The organism is Acidobacteriota bacterium (assembly GCA_003225175.1).
Classification (GTDB): Bacteria; Acidobacteriota; Terriglobia; order Terriglobales; family Acidobacteriaceae; genus Gp1-AA112.
On sequence record QIBA01000020.1, the window covers coordinates 1 to 15,699 of the forward strand.

Here is a 15,699-nt window from a genome sequence, read left to right on the forward strand (position 1 = left end):
CAACAACATAGCGTTCTAGCCGCTTTTTCGGGACAGGGGGTCGGAGGTTCAAATCCTCTCTCCCCGACCATTCATTGTTTTTCGCTCTTTCGCAAATCAAGTCGAACGGCTTTCTGTAAATAGGATAACCCTAGTGAACTCCGTCCATGTTATCGAAGCGGCAAATAAACCCCCAGCCGCCGATTAGCTCGCTCACGGCCAGCATCAATTCGTTGCGTCCCTTTTTGAGTGGCAAATATACTGCGTCGTTTTCTGGATTGACTATGCCTAGAAATCCGGGGTCCCGGAAGCGTTGGGCACTTCTGCCGCGGTAAAGAATCTTGTCGTTCAGAAAGACGCTTACTTCGTCACTATATCCGACATTGAGTTTCTTTAGTTGATCGCGATCCGAAACGATCGTAGTGCGCCCGTAAACCACCTTCATTCCTTTTTGCAGCTCAAGGCGTTTTGAGAAATCGTTTGCAAAGGTGGGGTTGACTTCCGGGCTCCTCCGGTACCGATTGATAACTACGAATCCCGGCGGCTCCGCCGTGACCTCCTTCCACTTCATCGCGGCCGCTTCCGATTTCGATAGCGGGTGTTCGAGATCGCGATCTAAGGCATCCAGACTCGGCGACAGGTTCCATTTTGTGATTGTTGCCGGCGGCATAGCGGGCTCATGACGCTCCCACGCTGCGGGTGACGTTTCGCGTATTTCGAAATTCGAGAAGTAAGTACCCTCCAAGCCAACGCCACCTTTGCGAATTCCACTTTTCAAATCGTTTATGACGAGCGAAGGCTCGCGCATATCGTTGACGTATAACTTCGCCTGAGCACTGGTTATCTCGAGGCGCACATGAAACCAAACACCTCTCGGAATATCGACGGCTCGGGTGAAACCTGGACCGTTGTAGATTTGCCAGACGGCTGCTCCGTTCAGGATCGGCGTATATTGCTGGGCGTCGTCCAGACCGGTCTTGTGTGGCCGCAGATAAACCTCCTCGCTGTTGCCGTCTGGTTGTGTGCGGAAAAGGATGTTGTAAAATCCGCGTGCTCCGCTGCCGGCCATGTCTACGTCGATCACTCCATCTGTCATTTCGAAATCCTTCAGCGAGGCGCTACCGCCTGCCAAGGAGAGACAACGCCGTCCCAAGTATTCGGTAACTTTTGCCTGACCCTCAAGCTGCCAGCGTGGAGAATCGGTCGGAATAGATTCTGCCTGAGCCGCCCAAAAGGCACCGAGGCACACGACGCCCAGACCCAGGCGCAACATTATTTCTATTGATTTGTCTCGCACATTCCAGTGTCTTGCGTTTGTCATGTCCAGCATTGGCATTATGGCTTCTCGCACCACGCTTTCCTTTCCGTGGTGCTCCAACCGTGACCTATGAGTAGCACCAGGGGAAATCATTGGCAAGCTCTCGCTCGCTTTTCGAGAAAGCGCTCAATTTCAGGGCGCCGGAAACGCCACATAACGACCGAGCCGAACTACAGGGAGTTCGCTGAGATGGCGTACAACCCAACTTCTCGGAACACGCAGAATCTGAGCCACTTCATCTGCATTCAAAAGGATTGCCTTAGCGGAAGGTCCGAAAACGGAACTTGAAACTGTGTTGCTGTCCATCGCACTCTCCAGACAAGGAAACAATTCGTTCTGGGATTCGAAATGGGAAAGGGGTTAATGGTAAGAACCGTTCAAGGGAATGGCCAATGGGTAATGTCAATCAGTTAGGGTTCCGAGAAGCCACTAGATCTCGCCAGATTAGGTTCGCCCTAAAGACTTAAACCAAAGATCAGTGGTCGCTACGCGCTTTTCCTCCACTGCGGCCTCTTTTGGGTGGGCGCCCTTCGGCCAGGGCGCGGTCCGCTCGGCGATTCCGCCGGCTTTGATTTCCGGGCGCGCAACCACCATCAGCGACTCGAGCGCGGCCGCCACAGACGCATCGCTCAGCCTGCAAAACTTATTCCTTCCCATCGGGGAGACTTTTAAGAGACGGGCGTTCACGAGGGTTTTCAGATGATTGCTGGCGGTCTGCGGCGATACGTTCGCCAGCATGGCCAGCTCGCTGGCCGGTCTCGCTTTTTTTCGTCCCATGAGACTCCACAGCATGGACGCGCGCGATGGGTCGCCGATGCAAAATGCGATTTCGGCCAGCTCAGCCCCTGCATTCATAGTTCGATGATAACTGAACTATTGCTGTGGGACGACAACAATAATTGATTGGCAGTTCCATTTAAGGAGGACTCATGAGGTTGGCAAAATTTGGCGCCCTGCTTCTGTTCGGAGTCGCGGCGCTGTTTGGAATAGTTCTCGCCATCAACCCTGCGGATCAGAATAGTTCGGGAGCGTCTTTGGTCATTCTCACCAGGCAAGAACAAGTCTTCCATCCTTTCAGCCGAAATGCCTGCCAAGGAGATCCGCTCAAAGCTGCTTCCGTACGTAGGCAAGCTCGTCAAGGTTTCTGGCACGATCTATAGCCGCGGCGGCTCGAAAGCAATCGCCGTCGAGCGAATCGAGGAAATCAAGGAGTAAGAGGAAATCGAAGAAGCTGGGCTCATGAGAGGCAGAAAGATTCAGCCGAACAATGACCCCTGTTCTGGAATTGCAGCTCGGCTTCTGCGTCTCTTCCATGGAAGCAACACGGACTGACGGTCAGGAACAGCGATCAAAGCAGAATCGAGATCGCCTTCGACAGGTTGTGTGAGCGCGGCGCCTTCGCGATCACATTGGTCTGCAGCCGACGAATCGTCGTATTTGCGATCCGAAGTGGCCGGAAACAGCTTCTGATGTTCGGCATGGAGCGACCTCCACACCGCGTCGGCGCTTTCTCCGATGCCGTTCTTCTCGACCAGTTCCCTCGCCATGGCGGCGAGCATATCGTCGTCCTCATCGACATTCTGCAATCCCTCTCCAGCGAACTTCCCTTCCATAGTCAACGCTACCAGCAGCTTCTTTCCCATTAACCGCAAACATGCCGTTTGCATGGTGTTCTCGTAACAAAGAAAGATCACCCGCACCGGCCGCCTCTGTCCGATACGCCAGGAGCGGCGGCTGGCCTGACGCAAGGTATGCAGCGAGTAGCCGGACTCGTAAAAGATAATGGTCGGAAACTCAAGCAGGTCAAGGCCGGTCTCGACCAGTCTGGGGTGCGCAATAACCGCCTGTACCCCTTGTCTGATTTGTTTCTCGTACCATGCTTCGCGTTTGGCAGTATCGACGTTTGCGCGCAGCACGGCGGTGTGAATCCCCGCCTCTTTCAGGATTTTCTCGAGTCGGGCGTTAACATCGTGCTTGCGAGTGTAGACCGCGAAGATCTGGCACCGTCGGCCCTCCGCTAATTCCTTTTTGACACGCGCAACGAGTTCCCGCTCCTTTGAGTACTGGCAGTCTTCCGCGAGGTCGCGTGGCTCAGCGATCACAAACTTCACCTTGCGTCGCGCTTCCGCGTCGAAGCGAACGCCGTAAAGCGTACCAATGCCAAAGGGATGGTCGGGATAGACCAGCAATGCATTCAGCATGGTTGAAAGTACCGATCGGTTCCGTCGGTTTTTGCGCAGAGCCTCACGGATACTTTGCTCAAGTTCCTCGTAGGCGACGCGCATCTCGTCGTCCATTGCCACCCCAACTAACTCCTCTTCATACGCAGGGAGTTCTGAAGAGATGTCATCCAGGAAGACGAAGGCGCACAACTGCATCAGGAATTCACCGAAGAGTAACGGCGAGGCTCCCGGCTTGCGGTGCACACTGGTTGTGCTCCTCGCGTTTGAGCACGCGTTGTCTATGGCTTCGACCTTGGTTACGGTTTCCAGAACTCCGTAGTCCTGAACGAACGCAGTACGCCCGGAGGCGCCCCATTCGTAGCCGCGCTGCTTCATCTTCGCTGCTTCCAGACGAAACAACGTGTTGAAGACATCATCCGCGTATCCGCCCAGCAGTGTTCCGGTCAAACCGAGTACTCTGTCGGTGCAGGATGCCAGAGTTCCGAGGGCATTCCCCTGTGCTGTGTCGCCCGCGAGCTGGTGGATCTCATCGCATATCGCGTAGTCGAACCACCTGGGCATGTATCGGCCGATGAACTCGACCGGCGCCATCCGCGGAATCTTTGTTTCATCCGCCTGCCAGAGTGCGCTATGAATTTGCTTCCTGCTTTGGTCCCCGCACCGGTCGACGACTTCGCCAATCTTGGCTTCCAGAAAGTCTTCCGCCGTCAGACGACGTTCGTCACCGACCATCACCGGCTTTCCGCTATCGGGATTGACCGCACACCCAAAGTATCTTCCTGAACGCGGGATCACGAAGGCGTGCCGCCAAAAATAGCCCAGCTTGGCCCGTTCTCTGCCCACGATGAATAATGCCGGCTGCGAGCAGACAGAGCTCCAACGTTTACGCGCGCTGGTGTGGAACCTGGCCATGCGGAGATCACTCAGAGAACTTCTGATTCCATCGCGCAGGACCCGTCCTTTCACCAAGCGGACTTCATTGATGCCATGCGGCTGGTTCGGCTCGCCTCCATTCCGCAGACCATCGACCAGAAAGACTCGTATGCCCGGTATGGTCAAGAAAGCTTCGCGTGCCCATTTGAGTACAAGGTGGGGCGGAACCATTGCGAGCGCGGTGTAATGAGGCTTCGGACTATGCGCATGCATAGCCGCCAGAGCCATCAAAGTTTTGCCGGTGCCGCACTCGGCGACGATCAATGCCGTTCGTGCCGCCTGCCAGCGTTTGACGACTCCCATGATGGCGATCTGTTGGGCGGCAAAAGGAGTACGCAGCAGCTGCTTGAGGCGGGGCGACACTTGATCGTGAAAGCTATGAAGCGCGGCATATTCGTCGAGAATGCGTTCCCCGAGAAGCTGCGAGTAGGAACGCATGTAGTCATAGATCGTCAAAAGTTCATGCATCGAGATCGCCTCTGGCTACTGGTGGGATTCTGAGAGCGAGTGGAGGGAATGACCGGCAGGACAGCTTTGCCACTTCGGAGACAGTCAGGGACAGGGATGGAGTACTTGCTTGAGGCTCAGGACCGGCCAGTCGATTCGGCCGCAGCGCTGGGGGAGACAGATATCGCCTCTTTCAACTCCACGACTGAGCCAGGTGAGGAACTTTTCTTTGTCGCCGCGAATGAGTACGGGATTGCAGCCGATGCCCAGAACGGGAGTAATCGCCTTTTGCTTTTGCAGTTGCCGACAAAACCAGTCCGCCCAATCGGGCACGGCAGGCAGGCCGTGTAAGCCTGCGAAGACCGGCCATAGCACCGCCGGAGTTGAGTCAATCACAAGGGTTCTGGCGCTACTCGCCGTGGTCGTGAGATTCAGGAACTCCTGCGATATTCCGATCAAATGCCGCAGGGGGCGCTTACGATCGGCCAACTGCAACGAACCCCTGTAAGTCTGGGCCTTTCGCCCCAGAGACACCTTAATGGGTTCTATTCCGGGGCCCTCCACCACGAATTCCTCTTCCATCGACATCGCTGCGCCTATCGCGGCAATTTGCGTATCGCTGCCGATCGCGGAAACCAGATGTGCCTGCGCCCGCCGGGGCGGGGCAGAATTGACTTCTCCCACAAATCGATCTAAATGCACTTTGAAGTGAGTGGTGGTGAGTTCTGTGCGCTTGTTATAGGTGAGCCATCCGAAACGAAGGTGGGCATTCTTCATCTGAGGCTCCTCCTTCGAGCAAGCAATGAACCGCGCGCAGCGGCGGTGACGCACCAGTGCTGTCCTTGACCTGCACCTGTGAATATCTGATATTCAGCGAGTGATCGTTTTGTTAATCGGTGGAGACGAATCGAAGCAAAGTGCGAGGAAAGCGGCGCTGCAAGCCGCCGGGTTCCGTACCCTGCTGGCCCAGAACATGGATGACGCCTGGCGGAAGCTTGACGGATTCGATATCGGAGCGATCATCATCGACCACGCACTGGTGGATCATGAGGATGCGAAACAATTTGGGCGTCGCTATATAACCTTGCGTCTACAGGAAAATACCCCGGCCGAGGAGACCGTTTTGGAATTGGCCAACTTATTCTGCAAAGGCCCGCAGACGCTCCAGTGATGAACTCGTTGTCTATGTTTTCAGGTGCTGTGATCTTGGATCCTGCGGTTTCTCGTGGGTGAGGATCCTCGTCCTGCCGTCGGCGAATAACAGCGTGAGTTCATGGGAAAATCGCTCGCGATCGTGCAATATTTTGACGCCATCGTCCTCGTCTTCCTCCCAATGATCGACGAACTTTATCGATCGCCAATGGGCGATATGGCGATCGTTCCCCTCTCCGAACACACCGTTCAGCATGCCTGCCGTGCAAAGTAAGCCAACATGGCCACCATGTAATGGCGTCAACGGCCGACCCTGTACCCGGTTCTGTTCCCGCAAAAGCAACCGGCTGATCTGGCGGTAAGCGGATGAAGACAGCAGCAGGTCTTCCACTTCATCCAGAGGAATTCCCATATAGGTAAGAGTTGCAGGTGAAGAGGGAGGCACCACGCAGACGCTGTCCGGGTCTTCCGGGAGGCAGGCAATCCTCGGAGTCGTGGCCAATACTTGAAGATATCGGATCGACTGATCCAATTCCGCGTCCGTCACTTGCTGGGTGCGCTTGCGACGCAGTGCCAGGACTGCAATCTGGTCGTATCTGACGCACTCGGGATCGATGAGCCTAAACGTCTGAATGTCGGTAAAGTGCTCCGACAGCGTGCGCGCGCAGTCTTTCAAGCGCTGCTGCGGAATCACGAAGACCAAAACTCCTGCTGTTTTCAGCCAGCGATAAACATGCTCCAGAAAAACCGCTTCGAGTCTTCGGTTGTTGGCGGGCCCTGCCTCGAAGTCATATGGTGGATTTAGATAGATCAGTGACAAGGACTCCGCTGCACAACGCACGTCCGTGATGTTCGCCTGCAGAACTTCGATCCCGTTCGCTTTTGCCTGTTCAGCGCGATAGGCATCGATCTCGATTCCGTAACGTCTCGAATTGCTCCCGGCCAGAAGTCCTGCAAATGCCGTTCCATCGCCGGCGCATGGATCTAACGCGGAAAACGGCTCCGGGCATTTTAAGAATCGTCTGAGACGTGCTGCTTCACTGATTGGAAGTGGGTAGAAACCTAATTTGGCTTTTCCCTCAAGTCGCATAGGGGATCTCCTTCAAGAACAATCGACCGAAGGCAGACCAGGCGGGATTCAACCGACATGAGCTTATTTGGTTCTATTGCGGGTGACTGGAATCGACCGACAACTCAGCCGAGGACCCGCACTGGTCCGTTGCAGGAGAGCAACTGATGAAGCTCGGGAAGGCTCTCCTCGTGCGAAGAACCGGATCCCCGGGTCCCTCGAACCAGGCGCCGTAACTCACTGAGAGCGGCTTTCAGATCGCTCGAGCTGGCGCTGCCGAATCCCAAAATAAAACCCTGCCGGGGATTTCCCAGGTAACAGCTGGAGAGAGGAGCAAGCCAAAGCTTCTGGCGCGCCGCCTGCAAAGAGAGCTCACGGTCCGCGATTCCGTTCGGGAGAAACGCAACCACGTGCGTCCCGGCTTCGCCAGCGCTCACTTCGAGCGGTGGCCTGAATTCATCCTTCAGACCCTCGCGCAAGGCTTCCCTCTGTTGCCCATAGATCCGTCGCATCCTGCGGATGTGACGGCCAAAGTGTCCTTCCTGGATGAAATCCGTCAACACCGCTTGAAATAAAGATGCCGGGTAGAGATCCAGTGATTGGCGGGCGGCAACGAAATACTTTACGAGGTCGCGAGGGATCACTACATATGCAAGCCGCAAGGACGGAAACAAATTGCGGCCAAAGGTACCGATATATATAACTCTGGCATTCGTATCGAGTCCCTGCAAAGATGCGACCGGCATTCCCTCATATCGAAATTCACAGCCCCAATCGTCTTCGATGATCCAGGAACCGAGTCTATGCGCCCAATCGAGGAGCTGCTGGCGCCGGGCAACGGTCATGGTCACGCCCATAGGAAACTGATGCGACGGTGTCACATATGCTGCGCGCGGCCGTTCGCACAACTCGGCTCCGCGCGCAACACATATGCCTTCGTTATCCAACGGCACCGCAACCAGATCGCAACCCGCCATCGTGAAAACCTGTCGCGCAGCCGGACATCCGGGCTCCTCCACCCAAACCGGGCTTCCCCGGTCAAATAAAACCTGCGAGGTTACCGTCAAAGCCTGATGGCGGCCGTCGACGAGCATAATCTGCTCGGCATCACATTTCACTGCACGCGTGGATTTGAGATATGTGGCGATCACCTCGCGCAAAGGCCGTAACCCCATAGGGTCCGTAAATCGGGGATCGCTGTCTGAAATCACACTGGCGTGGTGAGCGATGAGCTTCGACCAGATGCGGGAGGGAAACTGCTCAAGAGTTACCCGGGCGGCGCTGAAGGCGCCGAATCCATACAGCCATGGCGCGGCGCCTGCCATGGATTCGCGAGAGCAAAATTTCGAAAGCAATGCCGGCGTGGACGCCGATTTTGAAGGAGATCCGTTCGCGTAAACTCGAGGACTCGACGACTGCGGCAACTCACGCGCCACGAACGTTCCGATTCCGGAACAGGTTTCAAAGTAACCTTCTGCAATCAGTTGCGAATATGCATTCAGTACCGGAATACGCGAGATACTTAATTCCGCGGCCAGGGCGCGAGTGGATGGAAGCTGCTGACCGCGGCGGAGAATCCCATCGGCGATCTTGGCTACAAATGCCTCATAGATCTGCCTGTGCAGAGGGGCAGCCACACTTCGGTCCAGTGAAACCAAAACAGAGAAGGTTGCGGCCACTTTTCGCATCGTGAAATCTCAATTGCGGTAACACGAAATTACCAAAACAGGAACGAAGAAGAGTATTCGCCGCTGTAGTTTAATCTTCCACATCGGGAGGCAGTTGTCTTGAACGATCTGACTGCAAATTCGTCCCACATCCTCCCGGATGCCCAGCTAAGCTGTGAGTTGCAGGGTGGGATGAATCTGGGCTGAAGAATTCGCTGGTTTGCGCTGTCTCCCCGGAATGAGATTCTCAAATATCATTGGCAATGCGCTGCGACTCGTCCAGTACGCACTTTTTTGTAACTGAAAGCGTCAATAAAAATGAAATTATCTGAATGTTCAGTGAGAGTGACTGCGGATGTCATCAGAGGGAAATGGAAACCGATAATCGTGAATGCTCTCAAGCGAAAGCCGCTTCGATTTGGGAAACTGCTTCGGGAGATACCAGAAGCAACACGGAAGGTAGCCACACAACAATTGAAAGAGCTGGAACTGGACAGTATTGTATGTCGCCGTGCCTCGGCAAAGAGATGGGATGGCGTGGAGTACTCGTTAACCCCGTATGGACGGACTCTGGTCCCGGTGCTCGCACTGATGGCGAAGTGGGGCGTGAAACACAAAGCCCGCATATAGGTTCCGCAAGGGATGAGAAAAGCTGCTCGGCGACGGTTGACAGGCGCGATTCTGAGCGCCTGCTGCTGTGTCCAAGGTTCCAACTCCGGAACAGGTTTCAAAGTAGCCCTCTGCCAGCAGCCGCGAACAAGCATTCAGTACCGGAATACGCGAGATACTTAATTCCGCGCGGCCAGAGCGCGAGAGGAATGGAGCCTGCTGCCCCTCTGCAGATGCAGATCTACAAGCCATTTGTAGCCAAGATCGCCGATCGGAGCTTCCGCAGGGGTACATTTCGGTCCAGTGAAACCAAAACAGAGAAGGTTGCGGCCACTTTCGCATCGTGAACTTCCCAGTTCTTGTAGGGCGGAAACTACCAAAAAGGAACGAAAAGATTATTCGGCGACGCTATTTAATCTCCCATTAATCAGTGATTGCAGAAAAAAGAAACGGCGAGTCTCCTCGCCGTTTTTCAAGTAAGTTGACCGATTGGCTTACTTTGAGAACTCTTTCAATGACGTTCCCCCATTTGAGACTATCAGCGTCCCGCACGTGCGGCTCTGCGACGGGCAGGCGCCTTGGCCGGGGCCTTTGCGCCCTTGGGATAAATCTGGGCCACAAACTGGAAGTCGGAAGCGTCGATATCCTTGCCGCCGATAATCGGCTTGCCGTCTTTGGTGATGGTGCCCGGAATCTGATAACACATGATGGAGTTCGGATCAGCGTGTGCCGTGCCTCGAATCGATGATTCTTCGATGGGAGTCAGTACCTGCTGCCGCACCTCGTCAGGACTCCATCCTTGCGTCTGGCCGAAGAAGGCGATCGCTTTCTGGGGATCGATCTTGTCGACCAGTTCGCGCCGCATGTGCTCATGGGGAAATCCCATGGTGTGTCCGGTCTCGTGCCTTGCAACGCGGTGAAATTCCGACTCCGGCGTCTGCATTGTGAATTCCTGCAGGTTCATGGTGTGCTGGCCGGCCGGAATGCTGAGCACGTCGGTTCCAATGTAGGACCAGTAACCGTCCACCTCCCGGGCGATTCGCACCTGTCCGTCGCGCTTGGTCTCAACAAAGTTCACGTTGGCCGTCTTGTTCCATGCATTCATGTGCTGCAGGATTCTTTTGCGCAGATTCGCAGGTGGATTATCCATGAAGGATACCGTCAGGCTGACTTTATGCGTCTGCCAGTATTTCGTGATCACCACGGCAAGGTGCTCGGGCTGCGCCTTGAATCCAGGTATTACCGTGGCTAACCGCTCGACCGGAGCATGGTTGAGCGGATTGATTTCGACCGCCCTCTGCGCCGCTGCGACCCAGAGATTGCGGGGTAGTGATTTCGGAGTACAGGTAATAATTTCGGCCATATTTCCTCCTGTTCAGCTGTTGTGCTTTCGAAGTTGTGATCGATTGCCGCTGAGTAGTCAGGCAATCGTGCAGTCAATCCAGAACTCCCCCTGCGAATACTGGCCGGGCTTGAAATCCTTTCCCAGTTTGAGCGCCGGCCCTTGGGGTGCTTTTCCCGGTACCGGAATGGAATCGCTGCGAGCGACTCTTCCGCCCGTCCGCTCCGTTAGACCTTCTATCAGACCTTCCCGCGGAATCGACGGCCATGGCACGGATTGCGTCGACATCATGGCTGCAAAACCATGCTCAGGCATCAATTCCACCGCTCCTTTTGGTGTGGCGTTCCAGCTCCCGTGATGCGCGACCTTGTAGAAGCAGATATCGGAGAGGACCTCGCTGCCGCTTTTCTTGTACCAGGAAGACCAGTCGCCGTACTGCGCATCGCCGGGAAAAAGGAGATGCTTCCCTCGCCAGGAAAAGAGAGCAACAATGCTGGTGTTGTTGAGCAGCTTGTCCAGGGAGAACGCCACATCGCGTGCTGCGAAGCTGGTCGATTCCTTTAGCGCTGCAATCACCCTGGCGTCGAGTTTCGGCCAATTGGGCAACAAACTTTTGGCTTTCAGTTGCCAGGTTGCGAACGGCTGAACTTTGCCGCCTTCTAGAGTATCGGCCACCATGCGGAGGTAGTGATCTCCGCCCGGCGGATCCATCCTGCTGATGAAGCTTTGATCCTCAGGCGGTCCCAATATGCGGGCAGAAAAACCCTGAATACCCCCGGGAGTCTCCGCCGAATCTCCCGCTTTGAGATATCTGACCTTTCCCGAACCGAATCCGTCTCGCAGAGCAGACATGGCTGCCCCATTTGGCTCGGCGTTCTGCACCGCGGCCAGGGCCTCGAGATCGCCGGTCGCGGCAAAGTGACTCCCGAGCAGCCCCACCAGGGCAGTTTTCTTTTTGTGCCATTTCCGCGCCGTGGAATTGTTCAGATCGTCGGTCCATGGCATCCACACCTCACCGACATGGAACTTGCGGAATTCGTCGGCAAATTTCCCGTAACCGGAAACGTGATCCTGATGGGCGTGAGTGGCGATCACCAGATGCAGGGTTCCTCCGGTAACCGACTGAATATTGTGAAAGGCCTTGTCGATCAGGCTCTCGCCGTCGACTGCGATATTGCCTTTGTTGTGCACCCCGCAGTCGACCAGAATGTGGTACTTGCCCGCAAGCGTCACGAGAAAACAATCGCCGAACCCGACACGGTACATGCGAATGTTGATCTCCGGGGCTGAGCCGCCGGTTGGATGGCTTTTGCGCCTGCCCTGCGGTTTCGTTTTTGCCATCTCAATACCTCTGATGAAGAGCACGAAAGTCGATCTGGCCTGTTTTCATGGCTTCGTAGGCTCCACGGGGCACGCTTTCCCACAACAGTTGGCGGAAGAAGGCCTGCTTCTCGGGACGGTCGTTACGCAGGCTCTTGCGTACCGCGTAACGCAGAGTTCCGTCTTCGTTGAACAGCAGCGTCACGCCGCCGAATGCCGTGCCGCCTCCTTTCTTCTCAGGCTGTTCCAGCCGCTCCACGATGACGGCGACCATTTCCGAAGTGGGCAGGAGCGTATCGGGATTGGGCCGAACCACAAAGTGGAATGAGTCCACTGCAATGTGCCTGCGGTTGAAGTGATTCAGGCCAAATACTTTTGCGTTTGCGCAGGCAAAGGCGTGGAGTTGTCGGGCATTGCTCTTTTCGATGGCGGCGAACTCAACCTCCGAGGCGTTGGGATCCGGGCGCTGCAAGGTCTCGAGCTTCAACCGATGCTTGCTTTCCGGCGGAATCCAAAGCAGCGATTCCTCGGAGTACGAAGTAACGGCTTCCGGGCGAATGCCCCGCAGACGGAAGGCATCGACCAACGCCGCCCGATACCCCAGATCATCGTCCCGCACCGTGTCGTAGTCGGCTGTAATCAGTGCCCGCAGATAATCGCCAAAGGTGATGTCCACTGGAGGGCAATAATCGAGCCCCCGGATGCACATGGTCTGAAAGTGCCCGGCAGTCTTACTCACTTCGTCGCAAAGTCTCCCCAGCAGGTCAGGATGGAGTTCTACATCCTCACCCCGCTCGCGGGAAATTCCCGCAATGCGCCACAGATCGATGGTACGTCTCACGAAGGCGGTGAAGAAGGCGTCGAAGATCGCCGCTACCAGAATCGAGCCGCGATCGTGCGCCTCGGTCATGGATTCGAGCGCCTTCGCGTCCGGCGGTGTGCCGATTGCGCTGCGCAGGGGCCGGTGCAGGCCGATGGCGTCGCCAAACTGATCCGCCATTCCCACCAGAGGATTCCGCTGCCCAATCTGGGCCGTGATACGGACTCCATCTTTTCCCGGCGGCGCCGCCGGAGACAGGTGCTCGGAAAAAAGCGCTCCGCCCGTCCCTCTGAGCGCCTCCAGTACCGCCTCTTTGATGCTGAAGTGCTGAAAGAGCGCAACGATGTCCGCAAATCCTTCGTGGAATGCTGCAACATCGATATTGGTGGGCTGCATGAACGCGGGACGAATGCTGTCCAGCAAGGCATGCGTCGTCTCATGCGCAACCACGTCATGAGCAAGACAGGTAAAGATCGTCTGATTGGGAAGATTATTTCCCGGATCGGTTTCCGACGCCCGGAAGTATCCGAAAACCAGGGCGTGCAGATTGGGATCATAGAAGGCGTTGGCCTCCTGGACGCCGTGCGGGAACACCAGCAACCTGCCCTGAAACGGTGATTTGTGGCGATACTTTCGCCTGCGCCATCGAATACGGCGCCCGAGCGCATATTCAAAACGCTGGATGGTTTCGCTGACCACCGCATACACCATCTGCTGATGAAAGCGGGGATCGGATTCAGTCGGCGCTATCCCGGCATTGGCCAGAATCCAACGATCGTTTAGATCGACAGACTCGTAGTAGCACTGATTACCCGGATCGTAATCGACGACGGCCAGGTAGCTGCCCACCGGCCCCGGTGCCAGCGGGTGCTCAAACGGCACCTGCAGCGTCATGTAGTTTCCATAGTTTTTTCCGCGACTGGGATCGAAGGCAAAAGCACGCAACCAGCGAAAGACAGGTCTGGGAACAGGCCTTCTCGGATCTGGTCCGTTGGATTTCAGGCGCTGCCTGGCGGCTGCGGCGGCTCCGGGACTCATGGCCGACCTCTACTGTTGGAAATACTAGGGGGCTAGCGCGCTGAACTTTACCAGATCAATGCCAGTAAGGGAAGCTTATTCAAGAGTCTTGCTCGAGTGAGTCGTTTTACAGAAACGGAACCATCGCCTGTGAAGTCTCTATTCGGGAAAGCTGACAACATCCCCTGGTAATACAGTTACTTAGTCGGGCGTGATGGAGGTGTAAGGCTCTGCGCTTAGCGAAGGGAGTTAAGTAGCATCACGTACTGCTGTTACACAATCCGTGCAAAGGGAATCAGCGGTCGGAGTTCCGACCAGACGATCTTGCGATTTTGCAAGAAGCAACGTTTAACCGCCTCGTTTTCAATGGTACCTTCCTCCGGTAAAGCCAGATGCCAGGAGCTTCTATTTCATTTTGTAAGATGCCTCGTCCCGCAGCAAAAATCGAAACAACATCTTCCGTTTGCAACATCGCTCTGCTAGAGTGTCCCCACATTCCCGGTGAGCCCACACAATATTTCAGATGTACCGCGATGATTTTCCGCTCGATGCACATTGAGTGCCGCCTCTTGGCTTTTTCCTATCGTCTGCCGGCTTAGCCTACCGCTCCGGGACAGGTAAGGAGCTTCGGCGACGAATGGCCGCGTAACCAGTCAGCGGAATTTCTTGTAGGGATCATGCACCTTCGGTCCAAGGAGTTGTACCCGCCTGAAAGGAGTTGACGAAGATGCCGCAAACAACCGAAGAAACCCGCAAACTGCTCGAGCCGGTTCGATTTATCTCTGGCGATGATGAAAGCAAGCAGCCTCGTCCCGGAGTGGCCTTGTGTCTTTCCGGCGGCGGATATCGCGCCATGGTGTTTCATCTTGGGACGCTGATTCGGTTAAATGAACTCGGACAGTTGCGAAAGCTGGCCAGAGTTTCCAGCGTCTCCGGCGGCTCAATCACGGCCGGCGTTCTTGGATTGAACTGGAAGAAACTGAAGTTCAACGCCAACGACCAGGCCGAGAACCTGATGGACATGGTGATCCGGCCGCTCATGGACTTCGCCGGCCAGACGATCGACGAGAAATCGATTTTCGGCGGAATTCTCAATCCCTTCAAAAGCATCTCCGACCTCGTCGCCGATGCCTATCGCAAGTTCTTGTTCGGCAACGCTACCCTTCAGGAGCTGCCCGCCGACGGCGAGGGACCGCGATTCGTGATCAACGCTACCAACGTTCAGACCAAAGTGCTGTGGCGCTTCAGCCGTAAATACATGGGCGACTATCGCGTCGGCCTCGTACTGAATCCACAGACGGAGTTGGCAGTGGCGGTGGGCGCTTCGTCAGCCTTCCCTCCCGCACCGACGGTGGGGTCTACGACAACCTGGGCCTGGAAACCGCGTGGAAAGAATATGACACGGTATTCGTCTCCGATGGTGGCGGCGCGACACCCGATGATCCCAGCCCCCACACCGACTGGGCGATGCACAGCTATCGCATTCTGCAGCTGATGGACAACCAGGTGGGCAGCCTGCGCAAGCGTTGGGTGGTCGGCTCGTACAAGATCGGATTGAGGAAGGGAGCGTACTGGGGCATCCGTACCGATATCGCGGAGTACAAGCTTGCGACGGCGCTGCCTGCGCCTCTAGAAAAGACGTTGGTGCTCGCAAATACGCCGACTCGTCTCCAAAAGATCGACTCCGCGCTGCAGCAGAGGCTAATCAATTGGGGATATGCGGTATGCGATGCAGGTTTGAGAACATACTTTGATGGGTCGGCTCCTGCACCAAAGCGTTTCCCATATCCGGACGCAGGATTGTAGTGGGATTATTCGCCCAAAACACAAGAATCGCCGCCTC

General features: G+C 55.7%; 11 protein-coding genes and 1 pseudogene. 3 read left to right on the top strand and 9 right to left on the bottom strand.

Annotated elements, in window-relative coordinates:
* Nucleotides 1-130: 130 nt before the first annotated feature.
* From DMG62_00650 to DMG62_00665, 4 genes are all read right to left on the bottom strand, one after another.
* Nucleotides 131-1,252, bottom strand: a complete 1,122-nt coding sequence (locus DMG62_00650) for a hypothetical protein (protein PYY24912.1) — start codon at nucleotides 1,250-1,252, stop codon at nucleotides 131-133.
* A 489-nt stretch (nucleotides 1,253-1,741) separates the two neighbouring features.
* Complete coding sequence (locus DMG62_00655) at nucleotides 1,742-2,152, bottom strand: hypothetical protein (protein PYY24913.1); 411 nt, start codon at nucleotides 2,150-2,152, stop codon at nucleotides 1,742-1,744.
* 401 nt (nucleotides 2,153-2,553) lie between these two features.
* Entirely contained in the window at nucleotides 2,554-4,881 is a 2,328-nt protein-coding gene (locus DMG62_00660; GenBank protein PYY24914.1) for a hypothetical protein, read from the bottom strand.
* 84 nt (nucleotides 4,882-4,965) lie between these two features.
* Nucleotides 4,966-5,637 carry a hypothetical protein gene (locus DMG62_00665; protein PYY24915.1) on the bottom strand — a complete coding sequence of 224 codons (672 nt, stop codon included), beginning with the start codon at nucleotides 5,635-5,637 and terminating at the stop codon, nucleotides 4,966-4,968.
* A 100-nt stretch (nucleotides 5,638-5,737) separates the two neighbouring features.
* Here DMG62_00665 and DMG62_00670 point away from each other — a divergent pair, with 100 nt between their 5' ends.
* Nucleotides 5,738-6,031, top strand: a complete 294-nt coding sequence (locus tag DMG62_00670) for a hypothetical protein (protein PYY24916.1) — start codon at nucleotides 5,738-5,740, stop codon at nucleotides 6,029-6,031.
* Between the two features lie 12 nt (nucleotides 6,032-6,043).
* Here the strand turns inward: DMG62_00670 and DMG62_00675 are convergent, their stop codons facing one another.
* Together DMG62_00675 and DMG62_00680 are read right to left on the bottom strand one after the other, a co-directional pair.
* Nucleotides 6,044-7,102: a hypothetical protein gene (locus tag DMG62_00675; protein PYY24917.1), complete on the bottom strand. Its 1,059-nt coding sequence runs from the start codon at nucleotides 7,100-7,102 to the stop codon at nucleotides 6,044-6,046.
* A gap of 104 nt (nucleotides 7,103-7,206) precedes the next feature.
* Nucleotides 7,207-8,769: a PLP-dependent aminotransferase family protein gene (locus DMG62_00680; GenBank protein PYY24918.1), complete on the bottom strand. Its 1,563-nt coding sequence runs from the start codon at nucleotides 8,767-8,769 to the stop codon at nucleotides 7,207-7,209.
* A 297-nt stretch (nucleotides 8,770-9,066) separates the two neighbouring features.
* Here DMG62_00680 and DMG62_00685 point away from each other — a divergent pair, with 297 nt between their 5' ends.
* On the top strand, nucleotides 9,067-9,378 hold the full coding sequence (locus DMG62_00685; protein ID PYY24919.1) for a transcriptional regulator: 312 nt from the start codon (nucleotides 9,067-9,069) through the stop codon (nucleotides 9,376-9,378).
* Between the two features lie 517 nt (nucleotides 9,379-9,895).
* Here DMG62_00685 and DMG62_00690 read toward each other — a convergent pair.
* Genes DMG62_00690 through DMG62_00700 form a run of 3 tightly spaced genes read right to left on the bottom strand, consistent with a single transcriptional unit; the run spans nucleotide 9,896 to nucleotide 13,877 of the window.
* Nucleotides 9,896-10,720, bottom strand: coding sequence for a peptidase M12 (locus tag DMG62_00690; protein PYY24920.1), 825 nt, complete (start codon nucleotides 10,718-10,720; stop codon nucleotides 9,896-9,898).
* Between the two features lie 57 nt (nucleotides 10,721-10,777).
* A complete protein-coding gene (locus DMG62_00695) occupies nucleotides 10,778-12,040 on the bottom strand; it encodes a hypothetical protein (protein ID PYY24921.1) in 1,263 nt (420 codons plus the stop codon).
* 1 nt (nucleotide 12,041) lies between these two features.
* Nucleotides 12,042-13,877, bottom strand: a complete 1,836-nt coding sequence (locus tag DMG62_00700; GenBank protein ID PYY24922.1) for a peptidase M4 — start codon at nucleotides 13,875-13,877, stop codon at nucleotides 12,042-12,044.
* Nucleotides 13,878-14,583: 706 nt separating this feature from the next.
* On the opposite strand from DMG62_00700, the pseudogene DMG62_00705 reads away from it, so the two are divergent.
* Nucleotides 14,584-15,662, top strand: a pseudogene (locus DMG62_00705) (patatin).
* Nucleotides 15,663-15,699: the final 37 nt, after the last annotated feature.

Excerpts from the sequence above, each read along its gene's own strand:
- DMG62_00665 (PYY24915.1), bottom strand. The coding sequence starts at position 5,637 with ATGAAGAATGCCCACCTTCGTTTCGGATGGCTCACCTATAACAAGCGC.
- DMG62_00675 (PYY24917.1), bottom strand. The coding sequence starts at position 7,102 with ATGCGACTTGAGGGAAAAGCCAAATTAGGTTTCTACCCACTTCCAATC.
- DMG62_00700 (PYY24922.1), bottom strand. The coding sequence starts at position 13,877 with ATGAGTCCCGGAGCCGCCGCAGCCGCCAGGCAGCGCCTGAAATCCAAC.
- DMG62_00685 (PYY24919.1), top strand. The coding sequence starts at position 9,067 with ATGAAATTATCTGAATGTTCAGTGAGAGTGACTGCGGATGTCATCAGA.
- DMG62_00655 (PYY24913.1), bottom strand. The coding sequence starts at position 2,152 with ATGAATGCAGGGGCTGAGCTGGCCGAAATCGCATTTTGCATCGGCGAC.
- DMG62_00690 (PYY24920.1), bottom strand. The coding sequence starts at position 10,720 with ATGGCCGAAATTATTACCTGTACTCCGAAATCACTACCCCGCAATCTC.
- DMG62_00660 (PYY24914.1), bottom strand. The coding sequence starts at position 4,881 with ATGCATGAACTTTTGACGATCTATGACTACATGCGTTCCTACTCGCAG.
- DMG62_00695 (PYY24921.1), bottom strand. The coding sequence starts at position 12,040 with ATGGCAAAAACGAAACCGCAGGGCAGGCGCAAAAGCCATCCAACCGGC.
- DMG62_00650 (PYY24912.1), bottom strand. The coding sequence starts at position 1,252 with ATGTTGCGCCTGGGTCTGGGCGTCGTGTGCCTCGGTGCCTTTTGGGCG.
- DMG62_00680 (PYY24918.1), bottom strand. The coding sequence starts at position 8,769 with ATGCGAAAAGTGGCCGCAACCTTCTCTGTTTTGGTTTCACTGGACCGA.